This is a genomic window from Streptomyces sp. A2-16, assembly GCF_018128905.1.
Classification (GTDB): Bacteria; Actinomycetota; Actinomycetes; order Streptomycetales; family Streptomycetaceae; genus Streptomyces.
The window spans coordinates 5,842,518-5,865,494 of sequence record NZ_CP063808.1 but is presented as its reverse complement, the minus strand read 5'-3'; the positions used below and the strand labels follow the sequence as shown (position 1 = coordinate 5,865,494).

The 22,977-nt window shown below is 71.9% G+C and carries 21 protein-coding genes; 14 read left to right on the top strand and 7 right to left on the bottom strand.

Annotated features, from left to right (window positions below):
• The first annotated feature begins 13 nt into the window (after positions 1 to 13).
• The 5 genes from IOD14_RS26285 to IOD14_RS26265 all read left to right on the top strand — a co-directional run bounded on the left by IOD14_RS26285 (position 14) and on the right by IOD14_RS26265 (position 5,779).
• Positions 14 to 691 carry a pyridoxamine 5'-phosphate oxidase family protein gene (locus tag IOD14_RS26285; protein ID WP_123992490.1) on the top strand — a complete coding sequence of 226 codons (678 nt, stop codon included), beginning with the start codon at positions 14 to 16 and terminating at the stop codon, positions 689 to 691.
• A 117-nt stretch (positions 692 to 808) separates the two neighbouring features.
• Positions 809 to 1,249 (top strand): pyridoxamine 5'-phosphate oxidase family protein, encoded by a 441-nt coding sequence (locus IOD14_RS26280; RefSeq protein WP_123987283.1) that lies wholly within the window; start codon positions 809 to 811, stop codon positions 1,247 to 1,249.
• A gap of 184 nt (positions 1,250 to 1,433) precedes the next feature.
• Complete coding sequence (locus tag IOD14_RS26275) at positions 1,434 to 2,264, top strand: universal stress protein (RefSeq protein WP_212671703.1); 831 nt, start codon at positions 1,434 to 1,436, stop codon at positions 2,262 to 2,264.
• A 127-nt stretch (positions 2,265 to 2,391) separates the two neighbouring features.
• Entirely contained in the window at positions 2,392 to 4,776 is a 2,385-nt protein-coding gene (locus IOD14_RS26270) for a phosphoketolase family protein (RefSeq protein ID WP_123987282.1), read from the top strand.
• 121 nt (positions 4,777 to 4,897) lie between these two features.
• The gene (locus tag IOD14_RS26265) at positions 4,898 to 5,779 is read left to right on the top strand and encodes a universal stress protein (protein WP_212671702.1); all 882 of its coding nucleotides are present in this window, start codon (positions 4,898 to 4,900) and stop codon (positions 5,777 to 5,779) included.
• A 35-nt stretch (positions 5,780 to 5,814) separates the two neighbouring features.
• Here the strand turns inward: IOD14_RS26265 and IOD14_RS26260 are convergent, their stop codons facing one another.
• On the bottom strand, positions 5,815 to 6,267 hold the full coding sequence (locus IOD14_RS26260) for a pyridoxamine 5'-phosphate oxidase family protein (protein WP_123987280.1): 453 nt from the start codon (positions 6,265 to 6,267) through the stop codon (positions 5,815 to 5,817).
• 251 nt (positions 6,268 to 6,518) lie between these two features.
• Complete coding sequence (locus tag IOD14_RS26255; RefSeq protein WP_212671701.1) at positions 6,519 to 6,917, bottom strand: hypothetical protein; 399 nt, start codon at positions 6,915 to 6,917, stop codon at positions 6,519 to 6,521.
• Between the two features lie 216 nt (positions 6,918 to 7,133).
• On the opposite strand from IOD14_RS26255, the gene gap reads away from it, so the two are divergent.
• The 9 genes from gap (at position 7,134) to IOD14_RS26210 (ending at position 17,363) form a co-directional block, all read left to right on the top strand.
• Positions 7,134 to 8,162 carry a type I glyceraldehyde-3-phosphate dehydrogenase gene (gene gap, locus IOD14_RS26250; protein ID WP_212671700.1) on the top strand — a complete coding sequence of 343 codons (1,029 nt, stop codon included), beginning with the start codon at positions 7,134 to 7,136 and terminating at the stop codon, positions 8,160 to 8,162.
• Between the two features lie 117 nt (positions 8,163 to 8,279).
• Positions 8,280 to 10,004: a GAF domain-containing sensor histidine kinase gene (locus IOD14_RS26245; protein WP_212673397.1), complete on the top strand. Its 1,725-nt coding sequence runs from the start codon at positions 8,280 to 8,282 to the stop codon at positions 10,002 to 10,004.
• Between the two features lie 202 nt (positions 10,005 to 10,206).
• Complete coding sequence (locus IOD14_RS26240; protein ID WP_212671699.1) at positions 10,207 to 11,490, top strand: GAF domain-containing protein; 1,284 nt, start codon at positions 10,207 to 10,209, stop codon at positions 11,488 to 11,490.
• Between the two features lie 55 nt (positions 11,491 to 11,545).
• Positions 11,546 to 13,066, top strand: coding sequence for an aldehyde dehydrogenase family protein (locus tag IOD14_RS26235; protein ID WP_212671698.1), 1,521 nt, complete (start codon positions 11,546 to 11,548; stop codon positions 13,064 to 13,066).
• 29 nt (positions 13,067 to 13,095) lie between these two features.
• On the top strand, positions 13,096 to 13,464 hold the full coding sequence (locus tag IOD14_RS26230) for a DUF779 domain-containing protein (RefSeq protein ID WP_123987274.1): 369 nt from the start codon (positions 13,096 to 13,098) through the stop codon (positions 13,462 to 13,464).
• Between the two features lie 10 nt (positions 13,465 to 13,474).
• Positions 13,475 to 14,488 (top strand): zinc-dependent alcohol dehydrogenase, encoded by a 1,014-nt coding sequence (locus tag IOD14_RS26225; RefSeq protein ID WP_212671697.1) that lies wholly within the window; start codon positions 13,475 to 13,477, stop codon positions 14,486 to 14,488.
• Positions 14,489 to 14,536: 48 nt separating this feature from the next.
• On the top strand, positions 14,537 to 15,652 hold the full coding sequence (locus IOD14_RS26220; protein WP_212671696.1) for an NAD(P) transhydrogenase subunit alpha: 1,116 nt from the start codon (positions 14,537 to 14,539) through the stop codon (positions 15,650 to 15,652).
• The gene (locus IOD14_RS26215; protein WP_212671695.1) at positions 15,649 to 15,954 is read left to right on the top strand and encodes an NAD(P) transhydrogenase subunit alpha; all 306 of its coding nucleotides are present in this window, start codon (positions 15,649 to 15,651) and stop codon (positions 15,952 to 15,954) included. The genes IOD14_RS26220 and IOD14_RS26215 overlap by 4 nt, the downstream gene beginning before the upstream one ends.
• Before the next feature lie 5 nt (positions 15,955 to 15,959).
• Entirely contained in the window at positions 15,960 to 17,363 is a 1,404-nt protein-coding gene (locus IOD14_RS26210; protein ID WP_212671694.1) for an NAD(P)(+) transhydrogenase (Re/Si-specific) subunit beta, read from the top strand.
• 64 nt (positions 17,364 to 17,427) lie between these two features.
• Here IOD14_RS26210 and IOD14_RS26205 read toward each other — a convergent pair whose 3' ends face one another.
• From IOD14_RS26205 to IOD14_RS26185, 5 genes are all read right to left on the bottom strand, one after another.
• Positions 17,428 to 19,053 (bottom strand): NAD(P)-binding protein, encoded by a 1,626-nt coding sequence (locus IOD14_RS26205; RefSeq protein ID WP_123987270.1) that lies wholly within the window; start codon positions 19,051 to 19,053, stop codon positions 17,428 to 17,430.
• The gene (locus IOD14_RS26200; RefSeq protein ID WP_123987269.1) at positions 19,050 to 20,072 is read right to left on the bottom strand and encodes a thiamine pyrophosphate-dependent enzyme; all 1,023 of its coding nucleotides are present in this window, start codon (positions 20,070 to 20,072) and stop codon (positions 19,050 to 19,052) included. Before IOD14_RS26200 ends, IOD14_RS26205 begins: the two co-directional genes overlap by 4 nt.
• A complete protein-coding gene (porA, locus tag IOD14_RS26195; protein ID WP_212671693.1) occupies positions 20,069 to 21,310 on the bottom strand; it encodes a pyruvate ferredoxin oxidoreductase in 1,242 nt (413 codons plus the stop codon). The genes IOD14_RS26200 and porA overlap by 4 nt, the downstream gene beginning before the upstream one ends.
• A complete protein-coding gene (locus IOD14_RS26190) occupies positions 21,294 to 21,875 on the bottom strand; it encodes a 2-oxoacid:acceptor oxidoreductase family protein (protein ID WP_123987267.1) in 582 nt (193 codons plus the stop codon). The genes porA and IOD14_RS26190 overlap by 17 nt, the downstream gene beginning before the upstream one ends.
• A gap of 106 nt (positions 21,876 to 21,981) precedes the next feature.
• Positions 21,982 to 22,872 carry a universal stress protein gene (locus tag IOD14_RS26185; protein ID WP_212671692.1) on the bottom strand — a complete coding sequence of 297 codons (891 nt, stop codon included), beginning with the start codon at positions 22,870 to 22,872 and terminating at the stop codon, positions 21,982 to 21,984.
• Positions 22,873 to 22,977 lie beyond the last annotated feature (105 nt).

The following is a 22,977-nucleotide window of genomic DNA, read 5'->3' as shown; positions in this document are numbered from 1 at the left end:
GACGTCACTCGACATGGCACACCTGCCGACCGGCCGCAGCCCGGGTGACCTGGGCCGCCGTCTCGCAGGCAGGCGCGAGGAGCTCGGCCTGAGCCGGCAGGAGGTGGCCGACCGGGCGGGCATGGACCCCGGCTACCTCCGGTACCTGGAGGAGACCCCGGCCGTCGCGCCGGGCATCAGCACCCTCCTGAGGCTCGCCGACGCGCTGGACACCGGGGTGACGGCCCTCAGCGGCGGTGACGTCGATCTGCCGCCGGGCCGGGGCCGGGCGAGCGGCACCGCGGAGTTCGTGGAACTCGGCATCGACGAGTGCTGGGAGAGGCTGTCCACGCACGGGGTGGGCAGGCTCGGGATGGTCACCGACGAGGGTGTGACGATCCTCCCCGTGAACTACACCGTCGTAGACGGCGCCATCGCTTTCAGGACCGCCCCCGGTTCCCTCCCGTCCACGGTCCTCGGCGAGCAGGTCGCCTTCGAGGCCGACCACATCGACGAGGTGCTCCGGCACGGCTGGAGCGTGCTGGTGCGCGGCCGGGCCCGTGCTGTGACGCGACCCGACGCGGCACGGCGGCTGACCGAGCGGGCGTACAGCGAACCGTGGGCCGGCGGGCGGCGCGACCTGTGGGTCTGTGTCGACCCCGTCGAGATCACCGGCCGGCTGATCAGGGAGCGGTCGGCGGGCGGCGGGTGAACCCCGGGGGAGGGCCGTCCTGCGTCGGGCACGGGACCAACGGCCTCTCGTCGTCCGGCGTCGGCCGGGCACACGTTGGAGCAGACGAACAATCCCGCGGCGAAGGTTGGACCGGCCATGTATCCGAACGACGGTTTCCGTGAACTGGACAGGCAGGAGTGTCTGCGCCTGATGGCGAGCGTCCCGGTGGGCCGCATCGTCCACACCCGGCAGGCCCTGCCGGCCGTCCTGCCGGTCAACTTCTCCCTGGACGACGACGGTGGTGTGCTGCTGCGGACGGCGGCGGCCTCGCAGCTGGTCCGCGCGATCGACGGCGTGGTCGTCGCGTTCGAGACGGACGAGGTCGACGCGGCCGCGCAGTCGGGCTGGAGCGTCGTCGTCACCGGCCGGGCCGGCGTGGTCGACGATCCGGCCGAGCACGCGCACCTGTGCCGGGTCGGACCGCGCTCCTGGGCACCCTCGCCCGACGAGGTGTTCGTGCGGATCGCACCCGAGCTGATCACGGGCCGCGAACTCGTCGGCGGACGCACGATGTACGGCGGGCAGCTCGCCCTCTGAGCGACATCCGTCATGGTCTCCGAACGCCGGGCCCGGCAGGGGCCGAGCGGCCCGGACGAAAGGGCCGCACGGCGCGTGCGCCGGCCCGCACGGTCCCTGCCCCACGCCCGGCGCGCCGACGAGCATGTCGAGCACCGGGCGGAGGAACCGCCGGGGAGCGACGTGCACGGAAGGGGACAGGAACATGACTGCACAGCGCGTGGTCGTCGGAGTGGACGGCACACTGATCGCCGTACGAGCACTGGACTGGGCGGCAGAGGAAGCCGAGCGGCGTGGCGCCACCCTGCACATCCTCTACGCCGTACCCGACCACGACGAGGCGGGGCCGGTGCTGGCGGCGGCCTCCGCACGGATCCGGGACCACCATCCGGAGCTGCCGGTCGTGACCCGCGCCGCCGAAGGCACCGCCGTACAGGCACTCATACGGGAGAGCGAGGGCGCCGCCCTCACCGTCGTCGGCACCCGGGGCCTCGGACGGGTCACCGGCACGCTGTTCGGATCGGTGAGCCTGCGGCTCGCCGGGCACACCCACAGCCCCCTCCTGATCGTCCGCGGCGACCACCGGTGCGACGGCGGGCGCGAGGTGCTGCTCGGCCTGGAGAGCGACACCGACATGGACGCGGCGGCCTACGCCTTCCAGGAGGCGGAGCGGCGCGGTGCGCGGCTCACGGTCCTGCACGCCTGGAACCACCGCCACGAGAGGCCCGAGCTTCCGTCGCTGATCCCCGGGACGAGCCCGGGACAGCGGGAGGCGGCCCGGCGCGAGGCCGGCGAGGAGGCGGTCGGACGCTTCGACGTGGCCGAGCTGCGGCAGCGGCACACCGGGGTCGGTGTCCAGACGGTGACGTTCCGTACCGACCCGGCGCACGCCCTGCTGGAGGAGACACGGGAGGCCGGGCTCGTGGTGATCGGGGCCCGCCCCCACGGGCACGGCGGCACGCCGCGGCTGGGCACGGTCGGACACACCCTGCTGCACCGCTCCCACTGCCCCGTGGTCGTGGTACCGGCCCGATAGGGGGCACCCGGGCCGTCAGGGGTGGCCCGAACGGCCCTGTCGAGGATCCCCCGGGCGGACGGAGGCTGGTCGGGTACGAAACCGCACGCACGGCCACCCCGTAGACCCGCCACGGAAGGGAAACCCGATGTCCGTCGACACGCAGCAGGCGCCCGCCGAGCTCACGGACGACGAGCTGAAAGCCCTGGACGCCCACTGGCGCGCCGCGAACTACCTGTCCGTCGGCCAGATCTACCTTCTGGCGAATCCCCTGCTGACGGAGCCCCTGCGCCCGGAGCACGTCAAGCCGAGGCTGCTCGGGCACTGGGGCACCTCCCCGGGCCTGAACCTCGTGCACACCCACCTGAACCGGGTCGTCAAGGCCCGCGGCCAGGACGCCCTGTGCGTGTGGGGACCCGGCCACGGTGGACCGGCCGTCCTCGCCAACTCCTGGCTGGACGGCTCGTACTCGCAGACGTATCCCGACGTCAGCAGGGACGCGGCCGGGATGGAGCGGCTGTTCCGGCAGTTCTCGTTCCCGGGCGGGGTGCCCAGCCATGTGGCACCGGAGACCCCCGGCTCGATCCACGAGGGCGGCGAGCTGGGCTACTCCCTCTCCCACGCCTACGGGGCCGCACTGGACAACCCGGACCTGCTCGTCGCCTGTGTCATCGGTGACGGCGAGGCGGAGACCGGGCCGCTGGCCGCCTCCTGGCACTCCAACAAGTTCCTCGACCCCGTCCACGACGGCGCGGTCCTGCCGATCCTGCACCTCAACGGGTACAAGATCGCCAACCCGACCGTGCTCGCCCGGATCCCCGAGGCCGAGCTCGACGAGCTGCTGCGCGGCTACGGCCACTCGCCGATCCACGTCACCGGCGACGACCCCATGGCCGTCCACCGGGCCATGGCCGCCGCCATGGACGACGCCCTGGAACGCATCGACGCGATCCAGCGCAGCGCCCGCGAGGACGGTGTCTCCGAACGTGCCCACTGGCCGGTGATCGTGCTGCGCACGCCCAAGGGCTGGACCGGCCCCGCCGAGGTCGACGGGCTCCCGGTCGAGGGCACCTGGCGCTCCCACCAGGTCCCGCTGTCCGCCGTCCGGGACAACCCCGAGCACCTGCGGCAGCTGGAGGCGTGGCTGCGCTCCTACCGCCCGCGGGAGCTCTTCGACGAGCAGGGACGCCCACGTCCCGAGGTGCTCGCCTGTGTGCCCGAGGGCGAGCGCAGGCTCGGCGCGAACCCGCACGCCAACGGCGGGCTGCTGGTGCGCGAACTGCCGCTGCCGGAACTGGAGTCGTACGCCGTCGAGGTCGACAAGCCGGGCGCGACGATGCACGAACCCACCCGGGTCCTGGGCGATGTGCTGGAGTACGTGATGCGCCAGACCCGTGAGCGCCGCGACTTCAGGATCGTCGGCCCGGACGAGACCGCCTCCAACCGTCTTCAGGCGGTCTACGGGGCGAGCGGCAAGGCCTGGCAGGCGCAGATGCTCCCGGTGGACGAACACCTCGAACGGCACGGCAGGGTGATGGAGATCCTCTCCGAACACACCTGCCAGGGCTGGCTGGAGGGCTATCTGCTCACCGGACGGCACGGACTGTTCTCCTGCTACGAGGCGTTCGTGCACATCGTCGACTCGATGGTCAACCAGCACATCAAGTGGCTGCGCACCACCCGCCGGCTGCCCTGGCGCGCGCCCGTCGCCTCCCTCAACTACCTGCTCACCTCGCACGTCTGGCGCCAGGACCACAACGGCTTCTCCCACCAGGACCCCGGCTTCGTCGACCACATCCTCAACAAGAGCCCCGAAGCCGTACGGGTCTACCTGCCGCCGGACGCCAACACCCTGCTGTCCGTCGCCGACCACGTGCTGCGCAGCCGGGACTACGTCAACGTCGTGGTCGCAGGCAAACAGCCCACCTTCGACTGGCTGTCCATGGACCAGGCGCGCGCGCACTGCGCACGCGGCGCGGGGATCTGGGACTGGGCCGGGACCGAGGACGGCGGCCGGGAACCCGACGTGGTCCTCGGCTGCGCGGGCGACGTGCCCACCCAGGAGGTCCTGGCAGCCGCGCAGTTGCTGCGCAGGCACCTGCCCGAACTGACCGTCCGTGTGGTCAACGTCGTCGACCTGGCCCGGCTCCTGCCGCAGGAGGAGCACCCGCACGGCATGCCGGACGCGGAGTACGACGCCCTGTTCACCCGCGACAAGCCGGTGATCTTCGCCTACCACGGCTACCCGTGGCTCATCCACCGCCTGGCCTACCGCCGGGCCGGCCATGCGCATCTGCATGTGCGCGGCTACAAGGAGATCGGCACGACCACCACGCCGTTCGACATGGTCGTCCGCAACGACCTCGACCGGTACCGGCTGGTCATGGACGTCATCGACCGCGTCCCCGGACTCGCGGTGCGCGCCGCCGCCGTACGGCAGCGGATGGAGGACGCGCGGCTGCGGCACCACGACTGGATCCGCGCCCACGGCACGGACCTTCCGGAGGTCGCCGACTGGACCTGGGACGGCTGAACGCACCCCGACGGCCCCGGTGACCTCGGGGCCGTCCGGCGGCACGGCGGGACCTGTGGCCCCTCCTGCGACAGGTGGACCCCCGGGGAGAGTGGGGGCAAGACCTTGACGAGGAGGCCCCATGTCCCGCACCGTCACCGTCGGCCTGGACGGCTCGCCCGAGAGCCTCGCCGCCGCCGAATGGGCCGCGGACGAAGCCCGGTCGCGCGCGGTTCCGGTGCGGCTCGTGCATGCCGGTGACCAACCGCCGTACGACTACGTGCCGTTCGCGGGGGAAGCGGTGGGACCGCCGGACGTGGACCGCGGTGCGCACATGCTGCGCGAGGTCGCGGCGGTCCTCGCGCACCGTCGGCCCGGGTTGCGCATCACCTGGGCCCGCCTCGCCGGCCGACCCGTGGCCGCGCTGACCGACGCCGCCCGTGAGGCGGACGTTCTGGTCCTCGGGTCGAGGGGCCTCGGCCGGGCCGCCGGACACCTGCTCGGTTCCGTGGCGTCGGCCGTCGTGGCCCGGGCCGATCAGCCGGTCGTCCTCGTCCGGGCCGGTGCCGGGCCGGACCAGGCCCGGCTCGGGACCGCACCGCAGTCCGGTTCCCACCATGACGTGGTCCTCGGCCTCGATCTGCGCGAGCACCCGGCCGAAGCCCTGCTGGAGTTCGCCTTCGACACCGCGGCACGCCATCGAGTGGGGCTGACAGTCCTCCACGGCTGGAAACCTGCCACAGCCCAGGACGCCGGAACCCAGGAGGAGCCCCCGGACGACCGGGGCGAGGCGCTCACTGACGCGCTCCGGCCCTGGCGGGAGAAGTTCCCCGGGGTCGACGTGGCCGAGGAAGCCGTGGTCGGCACCGCCGGGTCCCACCTGGTGGACGCCTCCCGCGACGCGGGACTCGTGGTCGTGGGCCGCCGGCGCAGGCCTGCTCCGCTGGGCCCGCACATCGGCCCGGTGACCCACCATGTGCTCCGTCACGCGGTCTCACCGGTGGCGGTCGTGTCCCACGACTGACCCACGCCCTCCGGTACGCCTCGACCGACGACGGATCAGTCCGCGGGCGCCGTGAGCCGGATCCCCGTGACCAGATCCGGCCGGATACGGACCGCGTAGTCCATGGTCTGCTCCACCCAGGGCCGCAGCAGCGCCTGGTAACGGGCCAGCTCCTCCGGATCGGTGACCAGCTGGGCATAGCCCGTGACCGTCACGCTCCAGCCGAGATGGGTGTCCGGGTCGATGTCGTCGGCCTCGTACGCCACGACGACCCCCGGATCCCGAGCCTGCCGGGTCCGTGACGTCAGAGCCGTGCCGGCATGGGTGCGGATGACGATGTCGCCGTCGGACAGGACGTGGTTGACCGGGCGGATCACCGGCAGCGCGTGCTGGGTGAAGACGATCCGCCCGAAGGACACGCTGCCCAGGAGGCGCAGTGCCTCGGCGCCGCCGATCCCGACGCTTCTGCGGGGTTCGGCCGGACCGGGCTGGGCCTTGTCGACGATCATGACGGATTCCGTAGGGTGTGTGGGGAAGCGTCCTGTGGTCAGAACATTCGAGTCGGTCGATGCCGACGACGACAGGGCCGGTCGGCCCTGATCCGGTGCCCACCCGGCCCTGCACTCCGGCCGCCCGACCCCGGCCGGGTACGACGACGGGCCCGGAGCGTGTCCGTGACCGGCGGTCGGGGCTCTCCGGGATCGCCTGCCCGTGACGGCCGTGGGGCTCCCCGGGATCGTCCCGAGGAGCCCCGGCCCTGCTAACCCTGCTGTGCGTCCGCCGGGCCGCCCCGCCACGGAGGCGGGTCGGCGGCCTTGCGCGCGGAGTCCTCGCGGTGCGCCATGCGCTCCACCTGGGCGCGCAGCCGGTCCTGCAGCCGGTCGGCGAGCTCGTGCGCGCTCGCCTCCCGTGCGTGCACGACCACCACATCGCGGCCCACCCGAATCTCACCGCCCGCGGTCCACGGCTGCCCGGCGTGATGCGCGGTCGCACGGGAGATCCGCACCTCACCGATGGCGGGCGGGAGACCCGGACGGTCGAGGACCGCCCGCACCTTGGCCCGGATGTAGTCGAGCTCCTGCTCGTCCACATCGCCCTCGGCCCGAACCCCGACAGGCCCCGCGACGGGGCTGTCGGCCCCGGTGTCCCTGGGAGTCATGCGTGCCACCCCTTCGATCTCGTACCTGAGATTCCACAGTGGCCGGTGTGGCACGCCGCTCCCAGGGGCCGCCCGGCCCTACGGCCGGGGCCGTCGGGCCCCGGCGCACTCCGTTGGGCCATACGTCCCCCGGTTGCCCCGTACGGCCCAAGCCCCGCAGCGGCCGCCGGCGGGAGACTTCAGTCAAACGGACACCGACCGGGGAGGACGACGGACATGAGCGTGCGCGTGGGCATCAACGGCTTCGGCCGTATCGGACGCAACTACCTGCGCTGTGTGCTGGAGCGCGCGGAGAACGGCACCGGCACCCCTGTGGAGGTCGTCGCGGTCAACGACGTCACCTCGCCGGCGGCACTGGCCCATCTGCTGGCCTACGACTCGACGTACGGCCGCATCGGCCGCCCCGTCGAGCACGACGAGGGCTCCCTGACCGTGGACGGGCACCGCATCGCGGTCACCGCCGAACGCGACCCGGCCGCGCTGGCCTGGAGCGAGCTCGGTGTCGACATCGTCATCGAGTCCACGGGGCGGTTCCGCACCCGCGAGCAGGCCGGGGCCCATCTCAAGGACGGAGCGCGCAAGGTGCTGCTGTCCGTACCGGGCAAGGGTGTCGACGCCACGCTCGTGATGGGCGTCAACGAGGGCACGTACGACCCCGAGCGCGACCACGTCGTCTCCAACGCCTCCTGCACCACCAACTGCGTGGCGCCCATGGTGAAGGTGCTCGACGAGCACTTCGGCCTGGTCAAGGGGCTGATGACGACCATCCACGGATACACCAACGACCAGGTCGTCCTGGACGGCCCGCACAAGGACCTGCGGCGCGGCCGCAGCGCCGCAGTCAACATCATCCCCACGTCCACCGGGGCCGCCCGCGCGGTCGGCCTGGTGCTGCCGGAGCTCGCCGGCACGCTGGACGGGATCGCCGTACGGGTCCCGGTCGAGGACGGGTCGCTGACCGACCTGAGCGTGGTGCTGGACCGGCCGGTGACGGCCGAGGAGGTCAACGCCGCCTTCCGGGAGGCCGCGGACGGACCGCTCAAGGGGGTGCTGAGGGTCTCCGACGCCCCGATCGTCTCCCGTGACATCGTGGGCGACCCCGCCTCCTGCGTCCTGGACGCCCCCCTCACACAGGCGCACGGTGACCTGGTCAAGGTCTTCGGCTGGTACGACAACGAGTGGGGTTACACCAACCGGCTGCTCGACCTGACCGAGTACGTCGCCGCCCGCCTTCCGCGCGGCTGACCTTCGAGGCCACCCGGCTGCGACCAGGCCACCTGATCCCGTACCGCCCGGGGCCCCGGACCGTTACCTTGGCACATGACGGCACTGGGGCCGGCCAAGGGGTCTGGAGGATCGCAGGTGGGTGGCTCGGAGGGAACCGAAAAGGCCCGTATCAGGCTGCCGCAGCTGAGGCTGGACGAGCTCCTGGAGGAACTGCAGGCGCGGCTGGACGCGGCCCGCAGCACCCGGGACCGGGTGCACAGCCTCCTGGAGGCCGTGCTCTCGGTCGGCCGGGAGCTGGACCTGGAGCAGGCCCTGCACAGCATCGTCGAGGCGGCCGCCGCCCTGGTGGACGCCCAGTACGCGGCCCTGGGCGTGATCGGCCCCGACGGCAGGAGGCTCTCCGCCTTCCACACCGTCGGCGTCACCGACGAACAGATCGCCGGGATCGGCCCCTACCCGGAGGGCCACGGCATCCTCGGCGAACTCATCCGCCACCCCACACCCCTGCGGCTCACGAAGCTCTCCGAGCACCAGGCGTCCTACGGCTTCCCCCCGAACCATCCCCCGATGAACACCTTCCTCGGCGTCCCGATCCGGGTGCGCGACCAGGTCTTCGGCAACCTCTACCTCACCGAGAAACGGAACGGCGCGCAGTTCGACGAGGAGGACGAGGCCGTGCTGTCCACACTGGCGGTGGCCGCCGGTGTCGCCATCGACAACGCCCGCCTCTACGAGGACTCCCGACTGCGCGAACGCTGGCTGCAGGCCAACGCCGAGATCACCCACCGGCTCATGTCCGGCGGCGCGCACACCGAGGTCCTCCGGCTGATCGCGGACCGGGCCCGGGAGAACACCGGCGCCGCGCTGGCCCTGGTCGCGACACCCATGGGCGACACCGACTCGCTCACCGTGGAGCTGGCCGTGGGACAGGGAGCCGAGGCGCACCGAGGGCTCGTCCTTCCCGTGGACGGCAGCCTCATGGGCCACGCGTTCGCCTCCGCCTCGCCGGTGACCAGCGCGGATGTCTCCACCGACGAGCGGGTCTCGTCCGCTCCGGAGCGATTCGGTGGGCTGGGCCCGGCGGTCGGGGTGCCCATCGGCTCGAGTGCCGAGGGGGTACGCGGGGTCGTCCTGCTGGTCCGTGAGACCGGCCGGACCCCGTTCACCGACAAGGAGATCGAACCCCTGCGCGGTTTCGCCGCGCAGGCCGCGGTCGCGATGGAACTCGCGGAGCGCCGCCAGGACGCCGAGGAGATCGCGGTGCTCAAGGACCGCGACCGCATCGCCCGCGACCTGCACGACCTGGCCATCCAGCGGCTCTTCGCCACCGGCATGACCCTGCAGAGCGCCGGGCGCCGCATCGCCAACGAGGAGGCCGCCGAACGCGTGGTGCGCGCCGTGGACGACCTGGACGAGACCATCAAGATCATCAGGTCCACCATCTTCGGTCTGCGCGCACGCGAGGACGGTGCCGGATCGGGGCTGCGGGCCCGGACGGTCCGCCTGGTCGGTGAGGCGGCACAGGTGCTGGGCTTCGCCCCCAGCATCCGGATGGAGGGCCTGGTCGACACGGACGTGCCCCGGGAGATCGCCGACGACGTGGTCGCGGTCCTCTCCGAGGCGCTGACCAACGTCGCCCGGCACGCCCGCGCCGGACGCGCCGACGTGGTCCTGGAGACCGACGGGCGCGAGGTACGGCTGACCGTGTCCGACGACGGAGTGGGCATCCCGGCCGAGGGCCGCCGCAGTGGGCTGCGCAACATGGCCGACCGGGCGGAGGGGGTCGGCGGGGAACTCACCGTCCACTGTCCCGAACAGGGCGGCACCACCCTGGTGTGGCGGGTCCCGGTGGCCGACTGAGCCCTCTTCCCAACAGGGGCCCTGTGGCCGGGTGTTACGGCCGAGCGGCCCCTCCCGCTCTTTTGTGCGCGCGGCGACCCTGGATGGTGAGCCCCCAGTGGCCCGCCGGGGCCAGGAGGCCCTGGTGCGGGGCCGTTCGGCCTCTGCGGACCACATCAGCGGGCGGGTGAGGCTGGTCGTCGGAAGGTGCACAGGAGGTGCCATGGACGCATTCCTTCTTGCCTCGGACGCGGACCCGCGCACCGCACACGAGCGGTGTGCAGCCTCACCCGGGGCGGCCACGGGTGTACGGAACATCGTGGCCGACTCCTGGCGGCGCTGCGCGACATCCGGTGTGCGCCCGGACGGCAGCCGTCTGCCCCCTCTCCGCTCGGACCTTGAGGAACTCGACGCCCGCCGGTACGCCCACCCGCTGCACACCGTGCTGCCGCTGTTCCGTGAACTGCTGGGCACCGGTGCGGCCGACGACGGCCATGTCTTCGCCGTCGCCGACACCGACGGCACCCTCCTGTGGGTCGAGGGGGACACCCCCACCCTGGGCCGGGCCGAACGCATGCGCTTCGCCGTCGGTGCCGTGTGGTCCGAGCGACAGGCGGGCACCAACGCCCCGGGCACCGCACTGGAGTTGGGCCGACCCGTCCAGATCGTGACGGGCGAGCACTACAGCGCCGCCGTGCACGCCTGGTCGTGCGCGGCCGCCCCGGTCCGCGACCCCGCCACCGGGCGACTGCTCGGCGTGATCGACCTGTCCGGCGGCGCCAGCATCGCCACACCGCCGGCCCTGGCCGCGGTACGGGGTGCCGCGCTGGCGGCCGAGGCGGAGCTGGCCCGGGCGCCCCGGCTGTACGTCGGGGACGAGATACGGCTGCGGGCGCTCGGCCGGGACCAGGTGCTCCTGGAACACGCCGGACAGGTGCACCGGCTCAGTCCGCGGCACAGCGAGATCGTCCTGGTACTCGCCCTGGCCGGCCGGGGCGTGAGCGGAGACCGGCTGGCCGTGGACCTGTCGGAGCGGGAGGTACCCGCCTCGACGCTGCGCGCCGAGCTCACCCGGTTGCGTGCCGTCCTCGGCCCCGACCTGCTCGGCTCGCGGCCGTACGCGCTGCTGCGTCCCGTGCGCACCGACTACACGGAGGTGGGCGCGCTGCTCGCGGAGGGCCGTGTCGCCGAGGCCCTCACCCGCTACCCGGGGCCGTTGCTGCCGTGTTCCGAGGCACCGGTCGTCGTGGAGCACCGCCGGTGCCTGGAACAGCAGTTGCGCGGTGCGGTCCTCGGCAGCGGCGACGGCGGGCTGCTGCGCCGCTGGGTGGATGCCGCCTGGGGAGCCGACGACCTCGCTGCGTGGGCCGCGCTCGCCCGCGTCCTGCCGGGGGGCTCCGCGCAGCGCGCCGCTGCCGCGGCCAGGGCGCGCGCCCTGGACGTCCGAACCGGCGTCCCGTCGCAGGCCGGAGGGCATGCAGCGTGGTTGCAGCGTTCCCGCTCCTAGCGTGCCGAGTGTCACCACGAGGGTCGTGATGGATTCCGTCGGAAAGGGGACGGTCATGAAGTACGAGTCTCCGGGCAGGTCAGGAAGCCCCGTGCACGTCGCACCCCGCTACGAGAACTTCATCGGCGGCAAATGGGAGGCGCCCACCACCGGTGAGTACACGCCCGACCTGTGCCCCGCCACCGCCAGGCCGATCTGCGAGATCCCGAAGTCCGGTGCCGACGACATCGAACTCGCCCTGGACGCCGCCCACGCCGCCAAGGACGCGTGGGGTGAGGCGACCACGGCCCAGCGGGCCGCGGTCCTCAACAAGGTCGCCGACGCGATCGACGCCCACCGTGAGGAACTCGCCGTCGCCGAGAGCTGGGAGAACGGGAAGCCGGTCCGCGAGACCCTCGCCGCCGACGTTCCCCTCGCCGCCGACCACTTCCGCTACTTCGCGAGCGCGATCCGCGCCGAGGAGAGCTCGATCACCGAGATCGACAAGGAGACCATCGCCTACCACTTCCACGAGCCGCTGGGTGTGGTCGGACAGATCATCCCGTTCAACTTCCCGCTGCTGATGGCCGCGTGGAAGCTGGCCCCGGCGCTCGCCGCCGGAAACTGCAGTGTCATCAAGCCCGCCTCGCCGACCCCGTGGTCGATCCTGAAGCTGATGGAGGTCGTCGGCGACATCCTGCCCCCGGGCGTCCTCAACGTCGTCAACGGCCCCGGCGCCGAGATCGGCAAGGCGCTCGCCACCAACAGGCGCATCGCCAAGGTCGCCTTCACCGGGGAGACCACCACCGGCCGCCTGATCATGCAGTACGCGTCGCAGAACATCATCCCGGTCACGCTGGAGCTGGGCGGCAAGTCGCCGAACATCTTCTTCAACGACGTGGCCGCGAAGGACGACGACTTCCTGAACAAGGCCGTCGAGGGTCTGGTGCTCTACGCGTTCAACAAGGGAGAGGTCTGCACCTGCCCCTCCCGCGCACTGATCCAGGAGGACATCTACGAGGAGTTCATGGGGCGCTGCCTGGAACGGATCCGCGCCATCAAGCAGGGTGACCCGCTCGACACCGCCACCATGATGGGGCCGCAGGTCTCCAAGCAGCAGATCGAGAAGATCGCCTCCTACGTCGAGATCGGCCTCGAGGAGGGTGCCGAACTGCTCGCCGGCGGCCACCGGGCCGACATCGGCGGAGAGTTCAAGGACGGCTGGTTCTACGAGCCGACCGTCCTCAAGGGCCACAACGGGATGCGGGTCTTCCAGGAGGAGATCTTCGGACCCGTCCTCGCGGTCACCACGTTCAAGGACGAGGCCGAGGCCCTCGCCCTCGCCAACGACACGCTCTACGGACTCGGCGCCGGAGTGTGGAGCCGCGACGGCGCCCTCGCCTACCGCATGGGCCGCGCCATCAAGGCCGGGCGGGTCTGGACGAACTGCTACCACCAGTACCCGGCGGGTGCCGCCTTCGGCGGCTACAAGGTCTCCGGCATCGGCCGCGAGACCCACAAGATGATGCTCGAGCACTACAGCCAGACCAAGAACCTCCTGGTCAGCTATGGCAGCAAGCCGCTCGGGCTGTTCTAGTCCCACCCTCTCGCAAGGAGTGCACCGACATGCCCGCGAAGCTGCACAACGGCACCGTCGGGCGCGTCACGGCCACCCGGGCGGCGTGCAGGGCGATCACGGCCCTGCGCGTCGTCCGCGGCGGGCCGGTGATGTTCGTCCAGTCCGCCGGCTGCTGCGACGGAAGCGACCCGATGTGCTTCCCGGTCGGTGAGTTCGCCCTGGGCGACGGCGACATGCTCGTCGGCGTGGTGTGCGGATGCACCTTCCACATGAACGCCGACCAGTACGAGGCCCTCGGTCGCCCCTTCTTCGTCCTCGACGTGGAACCGGGCACGCCGGGCGGCTTCTCCCTCGCGGCCGGAGCCGGGCTGCGATTCGTCACCCGCATCAAGGCGCCCCGGCGCCAGGTCAGCTGAGGAGCACACCATGAAGGCAGCAGTCGTCACCGACTTCGGCAAGCCTCTGGAGATCCAGGACCTGCCGATCCCCGAGCCCGGCCCCGGCCAGGTGCTCGTCAAGATGGCGGCCTCCGGGCTCTGCCACACCGACATCCACGCCGCCCACGGCGACTGGCCGGTCAAGCCGCGGCCGCCGTTCATCCCCGGCCACGAGGGCATCGGCGCCGTCGAGGTAGTCGGCGCCGGGGTCTCCCAGGACCTCGTCGGCGAGCGGGTCGCCGTCCCGTGGCTCGGCTCGTCCTGCGGCACCTGCCGCTACTGCGTCTCCGGCTGGGAGACCCTGTGCGAGTCCCAGGTCAACTCCGGCTACTCCGTGGACGGTTGCTACGCCGAGTACGCCGTCGCGAACGCTGGCGCGGTGGTCAAGGTGCCCGAGGGCGTCTCCTCCTTCGACGCGGCCCCGCTGACCTGCGCGGGCGTCACCACGTACAAGGCGATCAAGGTCGCGCGTGTGACCCCGGCCGAACGTGTCGCCGTCTTCGGCGTCGGCGGCCTCGGCCACCTCGCCCTCCAGTACGCCCGTCTGGTCGGCGGTTTCGTCACCGCGGTCGACCTCGAACCCGACAAGCTGGGCCTCGCCCACCGCCTCGGCGCCGACCAGATCGTCAACGCCCGCACCCACGACCCGGTCGAGGAGATCAGGAAGGCCGGCGGCGCGGACGTGGCCGTCGTGCTGGCCGCCGCACCCGAGGCGTTCGAGCAGGCCTACCGGTCCCTCAACCGCGGCGGACGCCTCGTCATGGTCGCGCTGCCCGCGGACGATGCGGCGATCACGGTGCCGATCTTCGAGACCGTCCTCGGCGGCATCTCCGTCATCGGCTCCATCGTCGGCACCCGACAGGACCTGACCGAGGTGTTCGCGCTGCACGCGGCCGGACGCACTCAGGTCATCGCCGAACCGCGGCGCCTGGAGCAGGTCAACGAGTCCTTCGACGAGGTCCTCGGCGGACGGGCCGAAGCGCGGCTCGTCTTCGAGTTCTGAGACGTCCGGGACCCGGCACCCCCGGGTCCCGGAGAAAGGCAGCAGATCATGGCCACCGTCACCGTAGGGGCCCTGAGGGAACGGGCACCCGGCGAACGCCGTGTCGCCCTCGTCCCCGAGGCCGTCACACTTCTGCGCCGCGCCGGGATCGAGGTCCTGGTCGAGACCGGAGCAGGCTCCGGTGCCTGGTTCACCGACGCCGACTACACCGCCGTAGGAGCGACCGTCGTGGAGCAGGACGAACTGTACGCACGGGCGGACGCCGTGCTGTGCGTGCGGCCGCCCGATCCGGGGGCCGCCGAGGCGCTGCGCACCGGGCAGACGCTGATCGGCCTGCTCGAACCGCTGCGGCAGCCCGCCCTGGCGCAGGACCTTTACCGGCGCGGGGTCCACATGGTCAGCCTCGACCTGCTGCCCCGCACCCTCAGCCGCGCCCAGTCCATGGACGCGCTGACCTCCCAGGCGAACATCGCCGGCTACAAGGCGGCCCTGCTGGCCGCCGATTCCTACGACCGCTTCTTCCCGATGCTGACCACCGCGGCGGGCACCATGCGCCCGGCGCAGGTCCTCGTCCTCGGTGCCGGAGTGGCAGGTCTCCAGGCCATCGCCACGGCCCGCCGCCTCGGTGCCGTCGTCACGGCGTACGACGTGCGCCCCGAGTCCCGAGGGGAGGTGGAGTCACTGGGGGCCCGGTTCCTCGACGTCCAGAGCCCTCAACACGAGGGACCGGGCACCGAACGGGACGGCTACGCGCGGGAGTTGACCCCCGAGGAGCAAGAGGCCCAGCGGGCCGCACTGGACGACCACATCGCCCGCTCCGACATCGTCGTCACCACCGCCCAGGTGCCCGGCCGCCGGCCGCCCCTGCTGGTCGGCGCGGCCGTCCTGGCGCGGATGCGGTCCGGCGCGGTCGTGGTCGACCTCGCCGCCGGCGAGCTCGGCGGCAACGTCGAGGGCTCCGAGCCCGACAAGGCCGAGGTGCTGGACAACGGCGTGACTCTCATCGGCGCCGGACACCTGCCGTCCGCGATGGCCACCGCCGCGTCCACCGCGTACGCCCGCAACCTCGTCGCCCTGCTGCGCCACCTGGTGCGCGAGGGCGAACTCGTCCTCGACCCGGCCGACGAGATCACCGGGGCCCTGATGGGAGGAACGTCGTCATGAACGATCTCGATCTCCTCACCGCGATCACCGTGTTCGTGCTGAGCGTCCTCGTCGGCGTCGAGGTCATCAGCAAGGTCCCGGCGACACTGCACACACCGCTGATGTCCGGCTCCAACTCGGTGCACGGCATCGTCGTCATCGGCGCCATGCTGATCGCGGCCGAGTCGCACACCTGGCTCGGCTATTCCCTGGCCTTCGTGGCCATGGTGTTCGGCGCGATGAACGTCGTCGGCGGATACGTCGTCACCGACCGGATGCTCGAGATGTTCAAGGCCAAGTCGCCCACCGGAAAGGAGGTGTGACCGCCATGAACGTCTCCGACACCGTCCACTACGTCTTTCTCGCCGCGGCCGCCTGCTTCGTGCTCGGCCTGCACCTGATGAACCACCCGCGTACCGCCCGCCGCGGCAACACCCTGTCGGCCGGGGCGATGGCCGTCGCGATCGCCGCCACGGTGTGGCTGGTCGCCGACGAAGGCACGATCAGCCGCACCGGCTGGCTCGTGCTCGTCTCGGGGGGACTCGTCGGCGCCGCCCTCGGGCTTTACGCCGCCCGGGAGGTGAGGATGACCGCGATGCCCCAACTGGTCAGCCTCTTCAACGCCGTCGGTGGCGGGGCCGCCGCGCTCATCGCCGTGAACGACCTCCTTCGGATCGAGAACGCGGGTGCGCGGGTCTCGCTGCCGGGCGCCCTGGACATCGTCATCGGCGCGGTGACCTTCTCCGGTTCGCTGGTCGCGGCCGGCAAGCTCCAGGGCCTGGTGTCCGGGGCGCCGGTCGTCTTCCCGGGGGCACGGCTGCTGAACGTACTGCTGCCCGCCTCCTTCGTCGCCGGTTCGGCCTGGCTGGTGCTGGCCCCGGACTCCCGTACGGCGCTGTACGGGCTCGTCGTCGTGGCCCTCCTGTTCGGCGTGACGTTGGTGCTGCCCATCGGCGGCGCCGACATGCCGGTCGTCATCGCCCTGCTGAACGCCTTCACCGGGTCGGCGGTCGCGATGGCGGGCTTCGTCCTGAACGAGACCGCGTTGATCATCGCGGGCATGCTCGTCAGCTCCTCGGGAGGCATCCTCACCAAGCTGATGGCCGACGCGATGAACCGCTCGATCGCGGGGATCATGGTCGGCGGCTTCGGTACCGGCGACAGCGCCCCGACGGCGGTCGGCTCCGGCACTCCGGCGCAGGTGCGGTCGGTCTCCGCGGACGACGTGGCGGTCCAGCTGGCGTACGCGAGCAAGGTCGTCTTCGTCCCCGGGTACGGTCTCGCCGCCGCCCAGGCCCAGCACGAACTCGGCGATCTGGCCGAGCTGCTGACCGACCACGGCATCGACGTCAGCTACGCCGTGCACCCGGTCGCGGGGCGCATGCCCGGACACATGAACGTGCTGCTGGCCGAGGCGAACGTGCCGTACACGCAGCTCAAGGAGATGGACGAGATCAACCCCCAGTTCCCGCAGGCCGATGTCGCCCTGGTGATCGGTGCCAACGACGTGACCAACCCGATCGCCCGCCGCCCCGGCAACGCCATCTCCGGGATGCCGATCCTGGACGTCGACAAGGCGAAGAGCGTCGTGGTCATCAAGCGGTCGATGGGCCATGGCTACGCGGGCATCGACAACGAGCTCTACACCGACCCCAAAACCGGCATGTTCTTCACCGACGCCAAGAAGGGACTGAGCGAACTGAAGGCGGCCGTCGCGGAGTTCGTCGGCTGACCGGCACCGGTTCATGGGCGGGCCCCCTGCGGTAAGCAGGGGGCCCGCCCATGCCGTGCCCGCGTCACTCCTCCGGCACCATGTCGATCGCGCCGCTCGGGCACTCCGCCGCGCACAGCCCGCAGCCCTTGCAGTAGTCGAGGTCGATCGCGAAGCCCTTGCCGGGCCCCAGCTTGGTGATGGCGTTGTCGGGGCACACGCCGTAGCAGTTGTCGCACTCGAAGCAGTTCCCGCACGACATGCACCGCCGGGCCTCGAAGAGGGCGGTGGACCGGTCGAGCCCCTGGACCACCTCGTCGAACGTCGAGATGCGGCGGGCCAGCGCGAGGGTGGGCCGCACCGCCGCGGGGGCGTCGGAGTAGTACCAGGTGTTCAGCCGCTCGAAGTCGGCCGGCGCGTGCTGGGGACCGGACTCGTGGGCCGTGCCCCGCAGATACGCGTCGATCTGCCGCGCCGCCTTCTTGCCGTGTCCCACGGCCACCGTGACGGTCCGTTCGGCGGGCACCATGTCGCCACCGGCGAAGATGCCCTCATGGCCGGTCATCAGCCCGTCGGCCACCTGGACCGTCCCGTGGTCGACGGAGAGGTCCGGCACGTCCCTGAGGAGGGACAGGTCGCAGTCCTGGCCGAGTGCCAGGACCACCGAGTCGGCGGCCAGCTCCTCGAACTCGCCCGTCGGCTGCGGGAACCCGGTCTCGTCCAGCTCCATGCGCTCGATGGTGATCCGCCCGCCGTCGGCATGCTTGATGGTGGACAGCCACTTCATCCGCACACCCTCCTCCAGGGCCTCCTCGACCTCCAGATCGTGCGCGGGCATCCGGTCCCTGGTGCGCCGGTAGACCACCACGGCGTCGGTGGCGCCGAGCCTGCGGGCGGTGCGGGCCGCGTCCATGGCCGTGTTGCCGCCACCGTAGACGGCCACCCGCCGCCCCAGCAGCGGCCGCTCCTCGCCCTCCACGCCGGCCAGCAGAGCCACCGCGTCGAGGATGCGCGCGCTGTCGCCCGCCGGGATGTAAGCGCGGCGGCCGATACCGGCGCCCACCGCCAGGAACACTGCGTCGAAACCACCCTCGCGTTGCGCGGCGAGCACGTCGTCGACCCGCTGCCCCAGCTCCAGGGTGATCCCCAGACGCAGGATGCGGTCGGTCTCGGCGTCCAGCACCTCGCGTGGCAGACGGTAGCGCGGGATGCCGTAGCGCATCATGCCACCGGGTTTGTCCTGCGCCTCGCGGATCGTCACCTCGTGGCCGAGCAGCCGCAGATGGTAGGCGGCCGACAGGCCGGCCGGACCGCAGCCGACGACCAGGACGCGTTTGCCGGAGGACGCCGGGGGCGCCTCGACCGTCCAGCCGTGCCGGATCGCCTCGTCGCCGAGGAAACGCTCCACCGCGTTGATGCCGACCGCGCTGTCGACCTGGACGCGGTTGCAGGCCGTCTCGCACGGGTGGTAGCAGACCCGGCCCATCACGGCGGGCAGCGGGTTGTCGCGCATCAGCTGCCGCCACGCGGACTCGTAGTCGCCGCTCTCCGCGTGGAACAGCCACTGCTGGATGTTCTCCCCGGCCGGGCACGCCTGGTTGCACGGCGGCATCCGGTCGACGTAGACCGGGCGCTCGGTCCGCCAGGCCCCGGTCCGGTTGGCCAGGCTGGAGCCCACCTCCAGGGTGATGGCGAACGGCTTCTCCTTCATGACGACACCTCCTCGCGCGCCTGGTCCTGGGCGAGCAGTCCGAAGCGGGCGATGTTGCGGTCGGCGGCCCGCTGGAGGCGGGCGATGACATCCGTGCGGGGCTCGGGCTCGAAGAGGTGCGCGTACCGCTTCTGCGGGCGCAGGTAGTCCTCGACCGGGACCCGCCGCCGGATCGGCGTGACGTCGGTGACCTCGCCGTCGCGCGCCTCGAACACCGGGAACAGGCCGCTCTGTTCGGCGAGCCGGGCGATGCGCACGGTGTCGCAGGACGCCGTGCCCCAGCCCAGCGGACAGGGCACCAGCACATGGAGGTACCGGGCGCCGCGCAGTTGCATCGCCCGGTGCACCTTGGCCTCGAGATCGCGCAGTCCCGCGACGGTCGCCGTGGCGACGTAGGGGATCTCGTGCGCCATCGCGATCAGCGGCAGACTCTTGCCCTGCCCGAACGGGGCGCCGGGTTCCGTGCCCACCGCCTGGGTGGTCGCCGTGCGCGCGGTCGGGGGCGTGGCACCGGAGCGCTGCACGCCGGTGTTCATGTACGCCTCGTTGTCGTAACAGACGTACAGGACGTCGTCGTTGCGCTCGAACATGCCGGACAGACAGCCCAGTCCGATGTCGACGGTGCCGCCGTCGCCGCCCTGCCCGACCACCCGGACGTCGGTGAGGCCCTTGGCGCGCAGCGCCGCGGCGACACCCGCGGCCACGGCCGGCGCGTTGCCGAACAGTGAGTGCAGCCACGGCAGTTGCCAGGAGGTCTCCGGGTACGGAGTGGAGAACACCTCCAGACAGCCTGTCGCGTTGACGGCGATCACCTTGCCGCCGGAGGCCCGCTGAGCCGCGTCCAGGACGTACCGGGCGCCGAGCGCCTCTCCGCAGCCCTGGCAGGCGCGGTGGCCCGAGGTGAGGGCGTTGGAGCGGCCCGGGTCGGCCTGGTCGGAGCGCAGCTCCGGTGCCAGCAGTCGATTTCCGGCCGCGTGACTGCCGACCTGGTAGAACTTCACCTGCCGTGTCGCACTCATCGGTTGCTCCCCGCATCGCGCAGCATGTTCTCCGCGGAGGGACCGGAGCGCCGGGTCCGCGCCATCCGCGCCAACTCCCGCTCCACCAGCGGTTTGTCCAGGTCCAGGAACGTCAGCGGCTCCAGTCGCCCGCCGAGCGCGTCGCCGAACAGCCGGTGCAGCGACGCCTTGGTGATCGGCCGTCCGCCGAGCCCGGCGATCACCGTGTGACCCTCCAGCTGGATGCCCGACAGAGCGGTGCGCACGTTCGCCGAGACGATGCCGCCGATGCCGACGGCGAGGGCCCGTTCCAGCACCACGACCCGGCGGGCACGGCACAGCACGGCCCGTACCGCGTCCAGCGGGAACGGGCGGAAGGAGGTGATCCCCAGTGCTCCGATCCGCATTCCGTCCTCGCGCATCTCGTCGACCACGTCGCAGACCGTGCCCAGCACGGACCCGAGGGCCACGACGATCGTCTCGGCGTCCTCGCAGGCGTACGGGTGGACCAGTCCGCCGCTGTCCCGGCCGAACACCTCACGGAAGTCCGCGGACACCCGCGGGATCAGCTCCAGCGCCTGCATCTGCTTGGCATGGGCGAGGTAGCGCACCTCCGTGAAGGCGTCAGGGCCGACCATCGCGCCGATCGACACCGGCTCGTCGGGGTCCAGGACCTGCCGGGGTTCGTACGGCGGCAGGAAGGCGTCCACCTGTGCCTGCTCCGGTACCTCGATCCGCTCCCAGGCGTGCGTGAGCACGAAGCCGTCCATGCACACCATCACCGGCAGGGAAAGCTCCTCCGCCAGCCGGAACGCCTGCGGATGCAGGTCGGCGGCCTCCTGGTTGTCGCGCGCGTACAGCTGGATCCAGCCGGAGTCGCGCTGGGACATGGTGTCGCTGTGGTCGTTCCAGATGTTGATGGGCGCCCCGATCGCCCGGTTGGCCACCGTCATCACAATCGGCAGGCCCAGCCCCGAGGCGTTGTACAGGGCTTCCACCATGTACAGCAGGCCCTGGCTCGCGGTCGCCGTATAGGTGCGGGCGCCGGCCGCCGAGGCGCCGATGCACATCGACATCGCGGCGAACTCGGACTCGACGTTGACGTACTCGCACGGATCGAGGGCGCCCGACTTCACCAGGCGGCTGAGCTCCTCCACGATGTGGGTCTGCGGTGAGATCGGGTAGGCGGCGATGACTTCCGGCCGGCAGTACGCGACGGTCTCCGCGACCGCGCGTGATCCCTCAGTCTGCTTCAGCATGGACGGGCTCCTCCCGCAGGTGCTTGACGTGCTCGTACGCCTCCCGGGCGGCGTCCGCGTTGGCGGTGCCGAGCCCGCCCGGGAAGCGTTCCCGGACGGCCGCGACGAGCGAGTCGATCGCCACGCAGCCGGTGAGCGCGGCCAGGCCGCCCAGCAGGACGGCGTTCGGTACCGGCCGGCCGAAGTGGCGCAGGGCCAGAGCCGTCGCCGGGACGGTCAGGACACGGTCGGCGGTCACGACCTCCGGGAGACCCAACTCCGCGGCCGGAAGCGGTGAGTTGACGAGGACGGCACCTGCGGGGTGCAGTCCGTCGAAGACGTTCGCCTGGTGCAGCAGCGTCGGGTCCTGGACCACCAGTGCGTCCGGGCGCATGACCGGCTCCCGCACGCGGATCGGCCGGTCGTCGATGCGGCAGAACGCCATCACCGGCGCACCGGTCCGCTCCGATCCGAAACTCGGGAAGGCCTGGGCGTACCGGCCCTCCACGAACGCCGCCACCGACAGCAGTTCCGCCGCTGTGACGGCACCCTGCCCACCACGGCCATGGATGCGTACCTGGAACACGGCACCCTCCTTCCGGGACGGTCTTTGTTCCGTCCTACCTCGGACACGACGGGCCCCTCAGGGGCCGGACGGCCTCACCGAGGGGCCGGACGGGGTGCGTTCCCCGTCACTCGTGCGGCACGACGGCGACCGGACAGCGGGCGTGGTGCACCACCGCGTGCGCGACCGGCCCGGTGTGGGTACCGAGCACGGCCGGGCGGATCCGGCGTCCGACGACCAGCAGACCGGCGTCCTTCGTGATGTCCAGCAGCCGCAGGGCCGGGCGCCCCTCCTCGGCCAGTGGGTGCAGCTCGACGGCGGGATACTTCTCCCGCCAGGGCCCGAGCACACGGTCCAGCCGCCGCGTGGCGGTCTCCCGGAGCGTCCTGCGCGCCTTGGCCTCGGCCGCGACCGGCATGAACGGCAACTGCCAGGCGTAGAGCACCCGCAGCGGCGCCGCGTGCAGGGCAGCGCTCTCGAAGGCGAACGCGAGCAGTTCTTCGCACGAGTGCGCCGGATCGAGGCCGACCACGACGGGGCGGTACGCGGTGACGGCAGAGGTCCGGCCCTCGGCGTCCGGAAGGTGCTCGTCCTCGACTGTGCGACCGGCCCGTACGAGGACCACGGGCCGTACCGCGTGTGCCACCGTCGCCGACGCCACCGAGCCGGCCATGAAGCCGCCGATGCCGCTGAACGCGCGGCTGCCGAGGACCAGCAGTTCGGACTCGGCGCCCGCCGTGACGAGTGCGTCGGCCGCGGGGCGGGCGATCTGGTCTCCGCTCAGACTCACCTGCGGGTACTTCTCGCCGATGCGGTCCATGGCGGCACGCAGGATCCGGCGCGCCCAGTGGCGCGGCGCATCGAGTTCGGGAAGGTCGGCCGCGTCGGACGGCAGTCCCTCCCAGGCATGGACCAGACGCAGCGGAAGTCCGCGCAGCAGGGCCTCCCTGGCCGCCCAGTCGGCGGCCGCGAGGCTTTCACGTGAACCGTCCAGACCTACGACGATCGGACGAAGCACGGCCAACACCTCCCTGGTCCGGTGTCCCACGTACTCTCCTGCGACCCCCTCCGGTTCCAGGATCCGAGCGCACGGGCGCACCGGGGAGGGGCCGGCAGTCCCCTC

Excerpts from the sequence above, each read along its gene's own strand:
- IOD14_RS26285 (WP_123992490.1), top strand. The coding sequence starts at position 14 with ATGGCACACCTGCCGACCGGCCGCAGCCCGGGTGACCTGGGCCGCCGT.
- IOD14_RS26280 (WP_123987283.1), top strand. The coding sequence starts at position 809 with ATGTATCCGAACGACGGTTTCCGTGAACTGGACAGGCAGGAGTGTCTG.
- IOD14_RS26275 (WP_212671703.1), top strand. The coding sequence starts at position 1,434 with ATGACTGCACAGCGCGTGGTCGTCGGAGTGGACGGCACACTGATCGCC.
- IOD14_RS26270 (WP_123987282.1), top strand. The coding sequence starts at position 2,392 with ATGTCCGTCGACACGCAGCAGGCGCCCGCCGAGCTCACGGACGACGAG.
- IOD14_RS26265 (WP_212671702.1), top strand. The coding sequence starts at position 4,898 with ATGTCCCGCACCGTCACCGTCGGCCTGGACGGCTCGCCCGAGAGCCTC.
- IOD14_RS26260 (WP_123987280.1), bottom strand. The coding sequence starts at position 6,267 with ATGATCGTCGACAAGGCCCAGCCCGGTCCGGCCGAACCCCGCAGAAGC.
- IOD14_RS26255 (WP_212671701.1), bottom strand. The coding sequence starts at position 6,917 with ATGACTCCCAGGGACACCGGGGCCGACAGCCCCGTCGCGGGGCCTGTC.
- gap (WP_212671700.1), top strand. The coding sequence starts at position 7,134 with ATGAGCGTGCGCGTGGGCATCAACGGCTTCGGCCGTATCGGACGCAAC.
- IOD14_RS26240 (WP_212671699.1), top strand. The coding sequence starts at position 10,207 with ATGGACGCATTCCTTCTTGCCTCGGACGCGGACCCGCGCACCGCACAC.
- IOD14_RS26235 (WP_212671698.1), top strand. The coding sequence starts at position 11,546 with ATGAAGTACGAGTCTCCGGGCAGGTCAGGAAGCCCCGTGCACGTCGCA.
- IOD14_RS26230 (WP_123987274.1), top strand. The coding sequence starts at position 13,096 with ATGCCCGCGAAGCTGCACAACGGCACCGTCGGGCGCGTCACGGCCACC.
- IOD14_RS26225 (WP_212671697.1), top strand. The coding sequence starts at position 13,475 with ATGAAGGCAGCAGTCGTCACCGACTTCGGCAAGCCTCTGGAGATCCAG.
- IOD14_RS26220 (WP_212671696.1), top strand. The coding sequence starts at position 14,537 with ATGGCCACCGTCACCGTAGGGGCCCTGAGGGAACGGGCACCCGGCGAA.
- IOD14_RS26215 (WP_212671695.1), top strand. The coding sequence starts at position 15,649 with ATGAACGATCTCGATCTCCTCACCGCGATCACCGTGTTCGTGCTGAGC.
- IOD14_RS26210 (WP_212671694.1), top strand. The coding sequence starts at position 15,960 with ATGAACGTCTCCGACACCGTCCACTACGTCTTTCTCGCCGCGGCCGCC.
- IOD14_RS26205 (WP_123987270.1), bottom strand. The coding sequence starts at position 19,053 with ATGAAGGAGAAGCCGTTCGCCATCACCCTGGAGGTGGGCTCCAGCCTG.
- IOD14_RS26200 (WP_123987269.1), bottom strand. The coding sequence starts at position 20,072 with ATGAGTGCGACACGGCAGGTGAAGTTCTACCAGGTCGGCAGTCACGCG.
- porA (WP_212671693.1), bottom strand. The coding sequence starts at position 21,310 with ATGCTGAAGCAGACTGAGGGATCACGCGCGGTCGCGGAGACCGTCGCG.